16 protein-coding genes, 1 pseudogene and 1 other annotated feature are annotated in these 15,729 nt (G+C 45.6%); of the genes and pseudogenes, 9 read left to right on the top strand and 8 right to left on the bottom strand.

Annotation, left to right across the window (positions count from 1 at the left end; translation table 11 throughout):
* Window positions 1–376 precede the first annotated feature (376 nt).
* Genes ABUA34_RS11340 through ABUA34_RS11330 form a run of 3 tightly spaced genes read right to left on the bottom strand, consistent with a single transcriptional unit; the run spans window position 377 to window position 3,736 of the window.
* Window positions 377–1,072, bottom strand: coding sequence for a CvpA family protein (locus ABUA34_RS11340; protein WP_055224240.1), 696 nt, complete (start codon window positions 1,070–1,072; stop codon window positions 377–379).
* A gap of 18 nt (window positions 1,073–1,090) precedes the next feature.
* Window positions 1,091–2,380: a DUF5711 family protein gene (locus tag ABUA34_RS11335; protein WP_349823326.1), complete on the bottom strand. Its 1,290-nt coding sequence runs from the start codon at window positions 2,378–2,380 to the stop codon at window positions 1,091–1,093.
* Between the two features lie 57 nt (window positions 2,381–2,437).
* Entirely contained in the window at window positions 2,438–3,736 is a 1,299-nt protein-coding gene (locus tag ABUA34_RS11330) for a LysM peptidoglycan-binding domain-containing protein (protein ID WP_349823325.1), read from the bottom strand.
* A gap of 249 nt (window positions 3,737–3,985) precedes the next feature.
* Between ABUA34_RS11330 and yyaC the strand changes: the two genes are divergently transcribed.
* Window positions 3,986–4,537, top strand: a complete 552-nt coding sequence (yyaC, locus tag ABUA34_RS11325; RefSeq protein WP_015533411.1) for a spore protease YyaC — start codon at window positions 3,986–3,988, stop codon at window positions 4,535–4,537.
* On the opposite strand, the gene ABUA34_RS11320 is transcribed toward yyaC, so the two are convergent.
* Complete coding sequence (locus tag ABUA34_RS11320) at window positions 4,538–5,650, bottom strand: hypothetical protein (protein WP_173796425.1); 1,113 nt, start codon at window positions 5,648–5,650, stop codon at window positions 4,538–4,540.
* 295 nt (window positions 5,651–5,945) lie between these two features.
* Here ABUA34_RS11320 and ABUA34_RS11315 point away from each other — a divergent pair, with 295 nt between their 5' ends.
* Window positions 5,946–6,359, top strand: coding sequence for a CBS domain-containing protein (locus ABUA34_RS11315; protein WP_015533413.1), 414 nt, complete (start codon window positions 5,946–5,948; stop codon window positions 6,357–6,359).
* An 84-nt stretch (window positions 6,360–6,443) separates the two neighbouring features.
* Here ABUA34_RS11315 and ABUA34_RS11310 read toward each other — a convergent pair whose 3' ends face one another.
* Window positions 6,444–8,108 carry a 2-isopropylmalate synthase gene (locus ABUA34_RS11310; protein WP_015533414.1) on the bottom strand — a complete coding sequence of 555 codons (1,665 nt, stop codon included), beginning with the start codon at window positions 8,106–8,108 and terminating at the stop codon, window positions 6,444–6,446.
* A gap of 49 nt (window positions 8,109–8,157) precedes the next feature.
* Window positions 8,158–8,428 (bottom strand) — a binding site (T-box leader).
* Between the two features lie 73 nt (window positions 8,429–8,501).
* A complete protein-coding gene (locus ABUA34_RS11305) occupies window positions 8,502–8,651 on the bottom strand; it encodes a hypothetical protein (protein ID WP_015533415.1) in 150 nt (49 codons plus the stop codon).
* Window positions 8,652–8,826: 175 nt separating this feature from the next.
* Between ABUA34_RS11305 and ABUA34_RS11300 the strand changes: the two genes are divergently transcribed.
* Window positions 8,827–9,501 (top strand): uracil-DNA glycosylase, encoded by a 675-nt coding sequence (locus tag ABUA34_RS11300; protein ID WP_015533416.1) that lies wholly within the window; start codon window positions 8,827–8,829, stop codon window positions 9,499–9,501.
* A gap of 18 nt (window positions 9,502–9,519) precedes the next feature.
* Complete coding sequence (locus ABUA34_RS11295) at window positions 9,520–10,128, top strand: histidine phosphatase family protein (protein WP_022216737.1); 609 nt, start codon at window positions 9,520–9,522, stop codon at window positions 10,126–10,128.
* 46 nt (window positions 10,129–10,174) lie between these two features.
* On the opposite strand, the gene ABUA34_RS11290 is transcribed toward ABUA34_RS11295, so the two are convergent.
* Window positions 10,175–10,798: an HD domain-containing protein gene (locus ABUA34_RS11290; protein WP_349823324.1), complete on the bottom strand. Its 624-nt coding sequence runs from the start codon at window positions 10,796–10,798 to the stop codon at window positions 10,175–10,177.
* Between the two features lie 167 nt (window positions 10,799–10,965).
* On the opposite strand from ABUA34_RS11290, the gene ABUA34_RS11285 reads away from it, so the two are divergent.
* From ABUA34_RS11285 to ABUA34_RS11265, 5 genes are all read left to right on the top strand, one after another.
* On the top strand, window positions 10,966–13,110 hold the full coding sequence (locus ABUA34_RS11285) for a Tex family protein (RefSeq protein WP_349823323.1): 2,145 nt from the start codon (window positions 10,966–10,968) through the stop codon (window positions 13,108–13,110).
* A 79-nt stretch (window positions 13,111–13,189) separates the two neighbouring features.
* Window positions 13,190–13,459 (top strand): spore coat associated protein CotJA, encoded by a 270-nt coding sequence (locus tag ABUA34_RS11280; protein WP_349823322.1) that lies wholly within the window; start codon window positions 13,190–13,192, stop codon window positions 13,457–13,459.
* A 2-nt stretch (window positions 13,460–13,461) separates the two neighbouring features.
* Entirely contained in the window at window positions 13,462–13,725 is a 264-nt protein-coding gene (locus tag ABUA34_RS11275) for a spore coat protein CotJB (RefSeq protein ID WP_022216733.1), read from the top strand.
* The gene (locus ABUA34_RS11270) at window positions 13,725–14,348 is read left to right on the top strand and encodes a manganese catalase family protein (protein WP_015533421.1); all 624 of its coding nucleotides are present in this window, start codon (window positions 13,725–13,727) and stop codon (window positions 14,346–14,348) included. Before ABUA34_RS11275 ends, ABUA34_RS11270 begins: the two co-directional genes overlap by 1 nt.
* A 58-nt stretch (window positions 14,349–14,406) precedes the next feature.
* Window positions 14,407–15,354 carry a DMT family transporter gene (locus tag ABUA34_RS11265; RefSeq protein WP_349823321.1) on the top strand — a complete coding sequence of 316 codons (948 nt, stop codon included), beginning with the start codon at window positions 14,407–14,409 and terminating at the stop codon, window positions 15,352–15,354.
* Here ABUA34_RS11265 and ABUA34_RS11260 read toward each other — a convergent pair.
* A pseudogene (locus ABUA34_RS11260) lies at window positions 15,349–15,729 on the bottom strand (metallophosphoesterase family protein); the annotation flags it as partial. The gene ABUA34_RS11265 and the pseudogene ABUA34_RS11260 sit on opposite strands and share 6 nt — an antisense overlap.

The following is a 15,729-nucleotide window of genomic DNA, read 5'->3' as shown; positions in this document are numbered from 1 at the left end:
TTTTCCTAACCATCTTTACTGTTATTGGTTTGTTGGATCTTTGATATCATCTCTGATCCGACGTTCTTGAAATTCTTTTTTTGGAATTTCAGGGTTGTCATGTTGTTAATTTTTCAAGGTTCTTTGTGTTCTCGCCTCTCGGCGACAACTTCTATATGTTATCACATCTGAAGTTCTTTGTCAACAACTTTTTATCTTTTTTCAAGACCTTTTCGGTTGCTGATGTCCGACCTCTTCGGCGACAACTTCTAAATATTACCACACCGGAGTGTGTATGTCAACAACTTTTTTCATTTTCTTTGTCATCATATTCCAGTGAAAGAAGAAGAAAATCGATGTTAACTTGTGCCGGTCACAACCAGCAAGTGAAACTATACTAAATATCTCCCAATATGTCAATAACTATTTTCAAAAAAATGTTTTTATCGTACAGATATGTGAGAGCCTTGCTGTCGTGTACCATTTCCAGCATCTGCGAAGCCACTGAGAATGCCGACAAAAACGTTATGAGAACCATTGCGATCCATATACACAACACAGCCTGTGCAACGCCAAAAGCAAGTCCTCCTGCTTTGTCCAGTCCACCGACCACGGGGATACCCGACAGAACATGCGATAACGCAAGAGCTATCAGCACGAGCAGTAGCACCACAAATATGGTTAACAGATAAGACAGTCCGTTCATGACCATATCTGTGAGATAATCCACAACATATGCCACATAGTCTCCGATCGCCTTTCCATTTATCTTGTCTCCGCCGTTACTGCGTATGTAGTTCTTCACGATCTCCGGCAGTTCTGTATGTTCCAGATAATCTTCTTTCTCATAGACAGATACACTTTCACTGATATCTTCCACTCCTATGCTCTGCTCTACCTTCTGCCTCACGGTGTCTCTGAGTGGTGTATGCTGACAGAGGAACTGGTTTACATACGGATTCAGCACATTTGTCAGAATCACCGCTCCTACTATGCCCACTGCACTTACCGCACTTTTGATGAGACCTCTCCTGTATCCGATAAGGGCGCACAGAAGAATAACCGCCACAGACGCAAGCAACATCAGATTCATATGCGCTTCTCCTTTCTCTTACATGCCCTTGAGGGCAATAGTCTGCGTCTCATTTTCAAATATGACCACATACTCCTCCTCGTTTGAGTCCGGCACAACATTTACAAGATTCTTGGTGAATGAATAATTAAATTTCATACTTCCATTAAACCTGATTATACTGCAGTCCATATCTCCCGTGACTATTATCTCCTCTTCAGTTGCATATATTTTGTCAAATGCATTGTCGTAGTCCACTTCAGCCTTCAGCGCACCCTTGTTGTCATATATATATATTTTGTATTTCGCCTTTGAGGCAGAATCCGAGACAGCAATATAACCCACGCAGGAAGAATTATAGAATACGCCCTGCATCTCCCTGGATCTGAGATCTATAACAGCTCTCTCCTCCGGTTTCTCCGTCATAGTGTATGTTCTTATATCGTTATTACCAAAACATGCAATATTGTCATTATCTGTAAATTTCACGATAGGATACAGTGCATCATCCACTGTAAAGCTTCCCATCATACGATCAGCATTCTCATTCTGTCCAACCGAGCTAAAATTGTACATGGCTATCACAGACTGTACCTTTGTGCCCTGTATCTTCATATAACTTGTGACCAGCTTCTGTCCATCGTTCGATATGTCTATATCCATAGGGTATCCACTTTTATCTATCGTGGTCTTGAGCTCATAGATCGTGTTGCTGTCCTTATCGTATCCATTGATATAATTGCAGTCTTCTCCCACAAGTACAAGGGTGTACACTCCCTGCTCTGCAATATCAACATTTGAGATGTCGTAAGCGAGAGTCTGACGGCTGACTTCGCCGTCAACATTAAACACATACACATCTTTACCGTTCATATCCGCAACTATCGCGTAGTTTCCGCACACCTCTGCGTGTGGCATCTTCATCGCATAGCTCACATCCCACTTTGTCACGCCTTTTTCATCTATGTAAGATGCACCGTCCTTGGTCACCTTCAGCACATTTCCCGCAAATACCGTGTAATCTGCTATATTGTCACCTGATGTTTCCGTCGCTGACACCACATCATACTGAGTGTATGTCTTTATCGCATTATATCTCAAAAGTGCAGTGACAAGTCCTAGCACAACCACAATTGCTGCGATAACGAGGAGCATTTTGCCTTTTTTGCCCATGGTACGTTTTACTTCAATGACATTATCCCTGCCATTTGCAAGGCTTTCCTCGTCCATATCATCTTCTGTCTGATTCTGAACTTCCTGTTTTTCATCGTCTCTGCCCGCAGCAATTTCCTTATCCGCAGTTTTTTTATTTTTTGTTAAAAATTTCATATCCGTATTCCTTCTGTTCTTTATTCACTATAAAAAAACATGGTAATTATAGCATTTTTAATCTGTATAGGGAATAACCAATTTCTGGCCCTCATATATAGGTTCATCTATCTTCAGGCCATTTACCGCCGCTATACTCTCTGCGCCATCCTGCGTTCCGTACATCTTTATCGATATACTCACAAGAGTGTCCCCCGGTTCAACCACATAGATGCTCTCCGTATCATCCGGCACAGAAGGTATCTCTGATGTTACAGCTTCATCTGAAACACTGTCCGAAGTGTATTCCGAGCCATACGAAGTTCCCTCCACCGAAGCACTTGTATTCTCCGCGCCTTGCGCCGCTGATATATCCTGCGATCCATTTGCTTTCTGTGCCATCTCTGTATCCTGCACCCCTTCCGCATTCTGAGTTGCCTCCGTGTTCTGTGATCCCGGCGTATTTTTTTGTGTATAGGCATCTCCGGATGCAGCTCCTCCCACTGTTTTCTCAGCACCGGCCATGGTGTCTGCACTGTTCATGAACACCTGAACCTCACCGGAGTGTTTTGCCTTTGTCAGCCTGTCCGTTATCTGCCCCACTGTATCCGGGGATATGTACCACAATGCTCCAAATGACACCGCACATACCGCAACAAAGCACGCCGCGGTTGTACCCCAGCTCCTCTTCTTCCGGTTCTCCGTCTGTTTCCCCCTCTCTCTGAAGTTTTCAACGACCGTCTTATCCTTTATTACCACACTGTCTGTCGCAGATTCCGCAGTCTCACGCTTTCTGCTGATTATATAGTTCTGCATTTTCTCATTTCTCACATAATATATATAGTATCCCTTTTCCCTCATAAGGGTCCCGTGATCGTAATAATAAAATGCCTCCTCACACTCCAGTGCATCCATAAGGAACAGGATTTTTCCCTCACCCGGGAAATTATCGCGGTGCAGCCTTTTCATCTGATCGTTTATCTCTGCAGAGAAACCCATTCTGGACAGGAACCATCCCACGATCGACAGGTCATCGAAGTATTTGTTTATCTCCGCATATATCCCGCTCCACTCGCTGTCACCAAATTTTATCATGGATATGTCAAATTCAAGATTCTGTGCATCCACTGCGCCGCTGACAAATATCACCTTTGTGCCATTTTCATCATATACTTTTCCGAGAAGTATGGCTCCACGGCAGTTCATATTGCCCGGCGATGCAATTCTCCTCAGATATGTCATGACATAGTCTTCTACATATATCTTGTAATTTCCTGGGGCATTTCCCACCTGTCGTATATTCTTGGGCAGCTCATATTTCACCCTGTCGCTTGACCTCATCATCTCATTTGCTTCATCATATACTATCTCTATCATTCACCCGACCTCCTATACTCTTAAGCATCAGCCCTTACAGCTCCGCCAACGATGCATGAATAATACCATGTTGACAAGACGCTTTTTTAGGAAATCATGTCATTTGATGTGTGTAACTGCGCCCTATATTCCAGCCTATTACGACCTATATCTACAGGATCACGTAAATGAGCGCTTTATGAATCTATTGTGTAAACTTTGATAATCTTGGAAATACTCTATACTATAAAACACAGGCAGGGTATTGATATGATAAAAAAGAAGCAGCGACAAACAGAATATTTTAATCCAAATGACATTCTTGCCTGCCGTGCGCTTTCAACCAGAATATCGGATTTTCTGGCAGACAGCGGGCAGCCTTCTGACAGCACCGTGGTTTTATGCATAGGAACCGACCGCGCTACCGGTGATGCTCTCGGCCCTCTGACAGGCAGCTTTCTGACAGAGCACAACTGTCCTTTCAAAGTGTACGGAACGTTAAAAGCTCCGGTCCACGCCCTCAATCTGCGCGATACCATACACCATATATACGACCATTTTGTCTCCCCCGCCATCATCGCCGTCGACGCATCCCTTGGACGTCCTTCAGATGTAGGTATGATCACGCTCTCTAACGCCCCCCTGTACCCCGGAATCGGTGTAAATAAAAAACTCCCGGCGATAGGAGATATCTCCATCACCGGGATTGTAAATCTGTCTGGAAAGCCAGGTATGAGTCTTCTTCAGAGCACCAGGCTGTATACCGTCAGCAATATGGCACGTTTCATCTCTGACGCCATACTGTCATCATCGACACACTGACTAGCTCTCTCCCTTATAAACCTCTATGGCGCCTGACACTGTGCTTGCCGTGCCCTCCTCCATGATCGATATAAGATCAGAGAGTTTCTCTTCTGTGAGCAGATCTTTGCCAAGGAATGTGACATAGCTGTCAGTCAGATGGCTCTGCATATCAGCAAGCTGTGACTCCATGGCATTGATCTTTTCCTCGAGCTGCTTCAGATCCGCCTTAAGTGCGTCGATCTTCGGCTGCCGTCTTCCTGTTATCTCATCAGTTATAACCTGTTTTGTATCATTCTCAAATACTTTTATCGCCTCAAGCTTGCGATTGCTTATATCCTCGCGCTCCGCCTCAAGCTCGCTGAGCTTTTCATCATATTTGCCAAGATTATATACACTCTCATCCTTGTCTCTTGTTATCGAGTTTCTGATGATCCTTATCTGCTTGTTGTTGGCGCGGACCTTGTTTCTTATCCGCCTGCCCTCATTGACGATCTCAAGATTCTTTACCTTGGCAAGATTGAACACTATAAAATATATGATAAATTCTGCTATGACGATTGCCTGACTGATCACCACATACGTCAAAGTGTGAACTCCGGTCTGGTATATGGTGTATGAAAGCGCCACGCATACAATCGCCGGTATACATCCGCAGAACAGGAGTATAAGCAGTATAAGCTTAAACACGTCGCCTGCTCCGCACGGAGCGAACATACAGTAGAAGAAGCCCGTATTGCAGAAGCCCGATACATTGTTCTGCTTAAACAGCTCCTTTGCCTTGAGTCTGAGCTGTCTGTTGCTCTCGTTGAGGGAGGCCGTCTCGCTCTCTATTCGGTTGCCCATACGCTCCGTCTTCTTCTTATCTTTTTTTGACTGAAGCTGCCTTATCTTGGCTCCGTTCGCCGAAAGCTGCTGGTCGTATCCATCCTCTATCTCATTCTTTCTGTTTTTCAAGGTTGAACTGATCTCATCAGAAAGGCCCTTTTCCTCCTGTGAGATACTCCTGCTGGTCTTTCTCTGTGCCGTTCTCGCCTGTTCAAGGTTGTCCTGCACATCATCGATAGCCACCACCAGCTCCCTTGCCTTTATAAGATATTCCTGATTCTCCTGGAAAACATTCTCCGATCCCATACAGTCCTCCTTATGTCTCTTATAATAGTGCATATTAAGTTTATAATATCAAATCGCCTACTAATTAACAACATAATTTTGCAATTTCTGACATATCTGACACATTTCGGATTATATTCTGAAAATACTTTCTTATCATGCACCCGGTCACTATTATTTCACAGTAATTTAATTGAACTCATACTGATTATATTTTATAATTATTACATATGGGCGATAAGCAATATTTATGGTATTTATCATTTACAGAATGGGGCTGTAAAATTACAAATTATATATGACAAGGAGAATCGGCATGAACATTTTATTTTTTCTTACACCTAAGAGCGATGTAGCATATATTGAGGACAGTTTTTCACTCAGACAGATACTTGAGAAGATGGAGATACACAGATATTCTGCAATACCGATACTATCCAACACCGGTGAATATGTCGGCACCATAACGGAGGGCGACATTCTCTGGTACTGCAAGCGCAATTCGATGAACGCGCTCAAAACCGCAGAGAGCATCTTCCTTAATGATATTCCAAAGAAATTCGAGTACGCCTCCGTATCCATCAGTTCCAACATGGAGGATCTCATAGCCAGAGCCATGGTCCAGAATTTTGTTCCGGTGGTTGACGATCAGAACAAGTTCATCGGCATAGTTACACGAAAGGATATCATCGGTTACTGCTATAAGAAACTTAAGACCAGCGAATCATAAAAAACACCCGGATATGTAAGCATTTCGCCTGCACATCCGGGTATTTTAATGTAATTCAATATATCTTAATCCCTAATTTAATATCTAATTGAGATCTCCCGTTCTGTTGACGGCGCTCACGAGTGCATGTACAGATGCGTCTATGATATCGTTCTTTATTCCTGCGCCCCATGTAACCTTACCATCGACAGTCTCGACTCCGACATAGGCAACCGCCTGTGAGTTTGAGCCAGTCTGGAGTGAATGCTCCTCGTAGCATACGACCTTGAACTGTATGTCAAAGTGCTTCTTTATAGCGTTGCTCACGGCATCCAGACGTCCATTTCCCTTGCCGTGGTAAACCTTCTTCACACCATTCTTCAGAATAGTTATCTCTGTGGATATTCCATCTCCCTGTACGAAGTGATTCTCAAGCATCTTGATAGGGCCATCTATATTGACATATGTATTCTGGAATATATCCAATACTTCCTTTGGACTGAGCTCCTTGTGCTCCTTATCTGACACATCCTTTACTGTGTAGCCCAGATCCTCTCTGAACTTTGCAGGAAGGTCAAAGCCGTACTTTGTCTGGAGAATGAATCCAATTCCACCCTTTCCTGACTGGCTGTTTATTCTAATAACATCGCCATCATACTTTCTTCCGATATCCTCAGGGTTAAGCGGCAGATATGGACAGGTCCACATTCCGTCACCTTGCTCTTTTCTGAACTTCATTCCCTTGGCAATAGCATCCTGATGTGAGCCTGAGAATGCGGCAAATACAAGCTTTCCTGTATATGGTGAACGCTCGTAAACCTTCATTCCTGTAACTCTCTCATACATCTCTGTGAGCGATGGTATATCGCTGAGATCTATCTCAGGGTCAACTCCATGGGTGAACATGTTCATGCAGAGTGTGATCACGTCCACATTTCCTGTTCTCTCACCATTTCCAAATAATGTTCCCTCTATTCTGTCTGCGCCGGCAAGGATACCAAGCTCTGCATCTGCCACTCCACAGCCTCTGTCATTGTGAGGATGAAGTGACAGGATAATATTCTCCCTGTCGTGGAGGTTCTTGCTCATATACTCTATCTGGCTTGCGTAAACATGTGGAAGTGACATCTCGACTGTTGCAGGGAGGTTGATTATAACCTTTCTGTCCGGTGTCGGCTTCCATACATCGATAACTGCGTTGCAGACCTCAAGTGCATAGTCAACCTCTGTTCCGGTGAAGCTCTCCGGTGAATACTCAAAACGATATGGAACGCCGTACTCATCAGCCATCTTGTTGAGCAGCTCTGCTCCATCCACTGCTATCTTAAGTATCTCTTCCTTTGACTTTCTGAACACCTGCTGTCTCTGGGCAAATGATGTTGAATTGTACAGATGTACGATCACGTTCTTTGCACCCTCTATAGCCTTAAATGTCTTCTCTATGATATGTGGTCTTGCCTGTGTAAGTACCTGTATCGTGACATCATCAGGTATGAGATCCTGCTCTATAAGTGTTCGGCAGAACTCGTACTCAGTCTCGGACGCTGCAGGGAATCCGATCTCTATCTCCTTGAAACCGATCCTGACAAGCTCCTTGAAAAATTCCAGCTTCTCATCAAGGCTCATAGGTACGATCAGGGCCTGATTACCGTCTCTCAGATCCACGCTGCACCAGATAGGTGCTTTGTCAATATACTCCTTGTTTACCCAGTCTGTGCACTGTACCGGCGGCATGTAATAGCCACGCTTGTAATTCTGATAATTCTTCATTGATATAACCTCCTACTTAAGCAAAAAAAAACTCACATCTCCTAATCACTATAGAGACGTAAGTTACGCGGTACCACTCTATTTCATACAATAATGTATGCTCTCATCGCAGATACAGATGAACGATATACTTACCGCCGTCTTATACCCTCCTGCTGTAACGGTCAGGCTCCGTCCCTTCCTACTTCACACGATCATCTGACGTGCCATTCAGCGGGCTGCTCCAAGGCGAGTTCAAACCCTATCGATCACCGCCTCACACCAACCGGCGGTTCTCTGAACATCTCCAGAATTCTACTGCTCCTCTTCATCGCATTATCTAGGCTGACTCTAACACATACAAGTGTCAGATGTCAACCCCTTTTAGCTATAATCCTATATATATTAACAGTTCTACCAGACAATAAATCTCTTGTTCTTGAGAGATCTTCCGCCTGCTGTAAGCATCAGTATACCCACTACAAGACCAGTAACTATCGTTATAACCCCAAGTGCTATGTTGAGTGCTCCAACCTGCTTCATAGTCTTATATGCTTTCTCCATACTCATATGCTCCTTTCTATAAGTCTTTATCAATTCTCAGATATAGTAAGTATATCATGTGATATTGCTTCTTACAACTTAAAACTTGAATTAGTTTATTTTACTTTGCACCCCGCCCGTGATAAAATAACTGTGTTTCGGATCATTATATTTGTATACAAAAAGGAGTATCAATATGCCAGCAATAACAAATGACTGGGCTGAATATCTTAAGCCTGAATATAAGAAACCTTACTATAAAAAGCTGTTTGATTTTGTGGGACAGGCATACGCAACGGAAACTGTCTACCCACCAGCCGATGATATATTCAACGCATTTCACACAACGCCGTTATCCCATGTAAAATGTGTGATAATCGGTCAGGATCCATATCATGAGCCGGGGCAGGCACACGGTCTGAGTTTCAGTGTGAAACCAGGTGTCACCATACCACCATCGCTCGTCAACATATATCAGGAGCTTCACGATGATCTGGGATGTAAGATTCCCAATAACGGATATCTTGAGAAGTGGGCCGACCAGGGAGTCCTCATGCTCAATGCCGTGCTGACCGTTCAGGCTCACAGAGCCGGTTCCCATCAGGGAAAGGGCTGGGAACATTTTACCGATGCAGCGATCAGGATCCTGAACGAGCAGGACAGACCTATCGTGTTCATCCTGTGGGGTGCATACGCCCAGAAGAAGGCCGCATTTCTGAACAACCCACACCACCTGATCCTGAAGTCCGCACACCCAAGTCCACTGTCTGTATACAGGGGCTTCTGGGGAAGCAAGCCGTTCAGCAAGACCAACGATTTCCTGGTTGCAAACGGAGTCGAGCCTATCGACTGGCAGATCGAGGACATTTGATTTTGGAGGACTATACACATGGAGATTTATATTGTAAGACACGGTGAGACCGTATGGAATAAAAAGAAGCTGCTTCAGGGCCGGACTGACATTGAGCTCAGCGACAAAGGACGAGAGCTCGCCAGGATCACAGGAGAAAATCTGAGAGACACACACTTTGATATGGTGTTTTCCAGTCCGCTTAAGAGGGCTTACGAGACAGCCAGCCTCATTGTCGGCGGCAGGGACATTCCAATTGTGAAGAATGACCTCATAAAGGAAATGTGCTTTGGTGACTGGGAAGGGCAGAATATGTCAGAACTTCTGGCAGACGGAGGTCAGGATTTTCAGTATTTCTTCAAGCATCCTGAGCTCTATCACCCGGTTGGAAACGGTGAATCATTTGAGGAACTCTGCCAGCGGGCGGCCAGATTCATGACTGAGTATGTGGAGCCACTCTCCTCAAAATATTCAAGGATCATGATCGTTGCCCACGGTGCGATAAACAAAGCAATGATGATGCATGTGAAAAAGCATCCGCTCGAGGAGTTCTGGTCAGGCGGGCTGCAGCAGAACTGCAACGTGATAATGCTTGACTACTCAGACAACGTATATACGATCATCGACGAGACAAAAATTTTCTATTAGATAAAAACAAAGAGCGCTGTCCCGGCTTCATCCATGATACAACCTATCATGAATGTTTCAGGTTCAGTGCTCTCTGCACTTCCAGTATCTGCTCTTCTATCTTATCTGCGAGCATATATACCTGTTCATTATATCTTCCGTCTATTCTCCGCATAGCCTCGGGAAGGGGATTGAGAATGTCTGTATACGACTGCTTTATCTTCTTTTGTATCCACCTCACATCAGGCATGTAAACTATCGTTCTGAGATTGTGAAGCCTGTCCGCAAGCTTCACGATCACCGTCTGGTACGAACCCTGGGAAAATAACCTCCTGGCATATACGGAAAACGGCTCCCCCTGTATCCTGGTCAGAAGTCTCACCTGTTCGCGTATGTCCGTACCAAATGCATTCTCTATATCGTCAAGTGTACATTCTGTATCTTCAACCGTGTCGTGAAGGAGTGCAGTTATGAGGATATCCTCGTCGGTTATCCCGCACTCTTCTCTCAGGATATTGTATACGCCAAGTATATGCTCATCATAATAAGGCTTCATACCGCCATTTCCCCGGCGCATCTGCCCTTCATGAAATGCTTTTGCCATATCCATAGCCTGCTGTATGCGTTCTGAAACCTGTACATCCGGTCCAACCATATCATCAACGCCTTTTCCCAGTGTCATGTCAGCCATCTTCTTATCCCTTCCAGTACATCCCAAACTACACAAAGTATAACATAGCAGCCTTGAATAATCTATCCATTTTTTATATACTTAACAAATGTGCTTCTATTAAATTTTACATTTACAATGAAATATTTTTTACTTTGCACATCACACTTTACAAAAGGAGTATATACATGGACATAATCAAGAAAATTGCTCAGGAGATAGGCTGTCGTGACAGCCAGGTTGAAGCAGCGGTAAAACTCATCGATGAGGGCAACACAATTCCATTCATCGCCAGATATAGAAAGGAAGCCACCGGCTCCCTCAACGACGAACAGCTTCGTCTTCTTCACGAAAGACTTGTATACCTTAGAAATCTCGAGGACAAAAAGGCTCAGGTCATCGCAAGTATAGAGGAGCAGGGAAAACTTACAGATCAGCTCAGGACGGACATTGAGAAGGCCGAGACCATGGTTCTGGTCGACGATCTCTACAGACCATACAGGCCTAAGCGAAAGACAAGGGCAACCATCGCCAAGGACAAAGGGCTGGAGGGGCTTGCAAACATCATCATGCTGCAGATGACCAGAACTCCGATAGTCAAGGAAGCTGAAGCTTATGTGTCTGAGGAGAAGGGCGTTGCAGACACCAGCGAAGCCATCGCAGGCGCAATGGACATAATCGCTGAAAATATATCTGACACCGCCGATTACAGGACTCACATAAGAGACCTCACCACCAGACACGGTGTGCTGAGAACAACAGCAAAGGACCCGGAGGCTGAATCCGTATACGAGATGTACTACGACTTCTCCACCCCTGTATCCAAGATGACCGGATACAGAACCCTCGCCGTTAACCGCGGTGAAAAGGAAAAGTTCATCACAGTAAAGATCGAGGCACCGGTCAACGACATAATATCATATCTGAAAAAACAGATCATCGTCAGAGACAATCCTGAGACCGAACAGATACTTTCAGACGCGATCGCAGACAGCTACGACAGGCTCATAGCCCCTGCCATAGAGAGGGAGATCAGAAACGCCCTCACAGAGACCGCTGAGGACGGTGCCATCAAGGTATTTGCATCGAATCTGCAGCAGCTCCTCATGCAGCCTCCTATCGCAGGACAGACCGTGCTCGGCTGGGATCCGGCATTCAGAACCGGCTGTAAGCTCGCAGTTGTGGATCCGACCGGAAAGGTTCTCGACACCGTTGTCATATTCCCAACGGCACCTCAGAAGAAGGTTGCAGAGGCTAAAAATACTGTGAATGCTCTTATAAAGAAGTACGGCATAACTCTCATATCCGTGGGAAATGGTACGGCATCCAGAGAGTCAGAGATGGTGATCGCCGAGCTCATCAGTGAACTTGACACACCTGTACAGTACGTGATAACCAACGAGGCAGGAGCTTCTGTCTACTCCGCCAGCAAGCTTGCAACCGAGGAATTCCCTCATTTTGATGTTGGTCAGAGAAGTGCGGCTTCCATCGCCAGGAGAGTACAGGATCCTCTGGCAGAGCTGGTCAAGATCGATCCAAAGGCTATCGGAGTCGGTCAGTATCAGCACGATATGAACCAGAAGAAGCTGACAGAAGCCCTGGACGCAGTTGTTGAGGATTCTGTAAATAAAGTCGGCGTCGACCTCAATACCGCTTCTGCCCCACTCATGGAGCACATTTCCGGAATAAACAAGACGCTGGCCAAGAATATCGTGGATTACAGAGAGGCAAATGGACGCTTCAACACCAGAAAGGAACTCCTCAAGGTTGCCAAGCTCGGACCTAAGGCATTTGAACAGTGCGCAGGTTTCATGAGGATAAGCGGCGGCTCAAATCCTCTGGATGCCACATCTGTACATCCTGAGAGTTACGATATAGCCACTGCCCTGCTGAGCCACATCGGCTACACAACCGATGACATTGCATCCGGCAGGCTCAAGGATCTTTCAAAATCCGCCGGCAACATCAAAAAGCTAGCTGAGGAGCTGGGAACAGGAACGATAACTCTCAACGACATCATAAAGGAGCTTGAAAAGCCTGCCCGTGATCCCCGTGACGAGATGCCAAAGCCGATCCTCAGAGGAGATGTCCTTGAGATGAAGGATCTGACAGAGGGAATGATACTCAAGGGAACCGTCAGAAACGTGATCGACTTCGGTGCATTTGTGGATATAGGTGTTCATCAGGACGGACTTGTCCACATCTCAGAGATGTCCGACAAATTCATAAAGCACCCTCTTGACGTGGTAAGCGTCGGCGACATTGTCCAGGTAAAGGTCATCGGCATAGACCTCGCCAAGAAACGCATACAGCTCTCCATGAAGGGTATTTAACACACGACAAAATACAGTAACATATTTAAGCCTCCAGCATAGTTTATACAGAGAAAACTTATGTATGGAGGCTTTTATAGTGGAACAAAACAGAAACTGCTGCCGTAACGGCCAGAATCGATGCTACTATAACCAGGGAACCTCTGTTAAATACACCGCCTCATCCGGCTCCAAGCCACGCTCCTGCGACTCCGGCACTGCCACTTCAGTGAGAACCGACAGGCCGCTCGGAATGGCTTATATCCCTGAACAGCTCTTTGAAAATCTGTACGATGCAAAATGCGGACTGATGGAGGGCACCATGTTCAAGGATCTCAATCTGGTATTCTGCGGGGTAAGGGGGAAATAGCCATGAATAAAATGAACAAAAAACAGCTTCTGCGCTTTATCACAGAGGTCTCTTTTGCACTTGACGATATTGCGCTCTATCTCGACCTTCATCCCGACTGCACCAAGGCACTTTCGAGCTATGACAACTATCAGAGCATGCGCACCCAGGCTATAAATGATTACGTGAACATGTATGGGCCGCTGAACAAATATCAGGTCACTGACAACAACTATTTCAACTGGGTCAATGACCCTTGGCCATGGGAAGGAGAGTGTAACTGCTAATGTGGGTTTATGAGAAAAGATTACAATTTCCTATAAATATAAAGGAAACCAACGCAAAGCTGGCTCAGGACATAATCAGTCAATACGGCGGTCCGGACGGTGAAATGAGTGCCTCGATGAGATACCTGTCGCAGAGATATTCCATGCCTGACAAGAAGGTCAAGGCGGCTCTGACCGACATCGGAACCGAGGAACTTGCCCATCTCGAGATGGTTGCGACCATCATTTACCAGCTCACAAGGGATCTGAGCATCGAGGAGATCAAGGCATCGGGCTTTGACAAATATTATATCGACCACACCATCGGCATCTGGCCCCAGGCGGCAGGAGGAATTCCATTTAACGCCTGCGAATTCCAGTGCAAGGGCGACGCGATAACAGATCTTTTTGAGGATATGGCCGCTGAGCAGAAAGCCAGGTCGACCTACGACAACATTCTCAGACTGTGCAAGGATCACCCGGACGTATATGAGCCTATCAAATTCCTGCGCGAGAGGGAGGTCGTGCACTTCCAGAGATTTGGCGAATGCCTTGAGGCTGTAAAAGATACCCTCGATCACAAGAATTTCTATGCATTCAACCCTTCATTTGACACCAAGGCACCTTGTTTAAAGAATAATTGAAAATTAGAAATATCGGTGGTAAAATGATGTCACTTTTAACAAGAGAAGAGGCGGTGTTATGTCAGAAAAACAGATCAACCACTCACAGAGATTCGGAATCATACTGGTTCTGTCATGCGGAATCATGTGGGGCATAAGCGGAGTCCTTGGACAATACGTGTTCCAGTCGTCAGATGTAAATGCCACACAGCTTTCCATAATCAGACAGTTTATATCCGGTGTCGTACTGCTTGTCATCGCCGCCGTAAAGGGAGATAAAAGGGCTTTGACCATATGGTCAAAGCCTAAAAGTGTCATATCTATGCTGTTCTTTGCACTCTCAGGTGTCATGGGCGTGCAGTTCACATACTTCGCTTCCATCGAACATTCCAACGCCGCAACCGGCACAGTGATCCAGTTCACATACATAATCATGCTGCTGTTGTACACAACAATATTCATGCACAAGAGACCTCATATATATGAAGCCGCCTCAGTCGTATGTGCATTTGCAGGTATCTTTCTGATCGCCACACACGGCAGCCTGAATTCCCTTGCCATATCCAGGCCGGCGCTCATATGGGGACTCACCTCAGCGGTATGTTTCACTATATACTGCCTTTATCCTCAGAAGCTCTACAATGAATATGGTCTGGTAAATATCATAGGCTGGTCATCACTCATAGCCTCCATTTTCCTTGCGCTGGTCACGAAAACATTCTCACTGCCTCACATGGATGGAAGGATAATTGCAGCCTCACTTGCGGTAGCCATTGTGGGCTCCCTCATCCCATTTACAATATACGGTCTCGGCATCAGCATCCTCGGAAGCGTGAAGGCGAGTCTTTTTGTCACAGTCGAGCCCGTGTCAAGTGCCCTGCTGACGTGGATCTTTCTGGGAACCCAGTTCACCCGTATGGATCTGATCGGTTTTCTCCTGATTCTTGGATCCATACAGGTTGTTGCCGTAATGACATTTCACAATGAAAAACACATAGTAAAAGCTGAACAGACCCATCTGTCATGATGAAAGTCCATCCAGTTCATCTATCGCACATCTCATAACCCGGATCTCCTGAAGCTTTTCATCAAGAAGCTTCTCCCGGTGTGTGAGTTTTTCGTATATATCTCTTCTTCGTCCGTCAAGGCTTTGCAGCCCGGTTCTGCGGCTGTGTATCTCATCCCGCTGTGCACAGAGCTTATCAAGTTCCGCCCTGCTTTCCTCAAGCTCCGCTGTCAATCTCTTTCTTCCACTCTTCTTCCTGAGTCCCCAGTATTTTGACAACGCATATCCAATATAGTATGCAAGTCCCGCAGCTCCGACAGCAAAGAGCATCGCATACACAAGTCGTCCGTCCGGGAGAATATTATCACCCCGTGCGACCAATGCATACATTATAAC

Origin of the sequence: Coprococcus sp. RTP21428st1_C9_RTP21428_210409, assembly GCF_040227395.1 — a bacterium.
Lineage (GTDB): Bacteria > Bacillota > Clostridia > Lachnospirales > Lachnospiraceae > Coprococcus > Coprococcus aceti.
The sequence above is the reverse complement of the archived record's forward strand: the minus strand, read 5'-3'. Positions and strand labels throughout refer to the sequence as shown.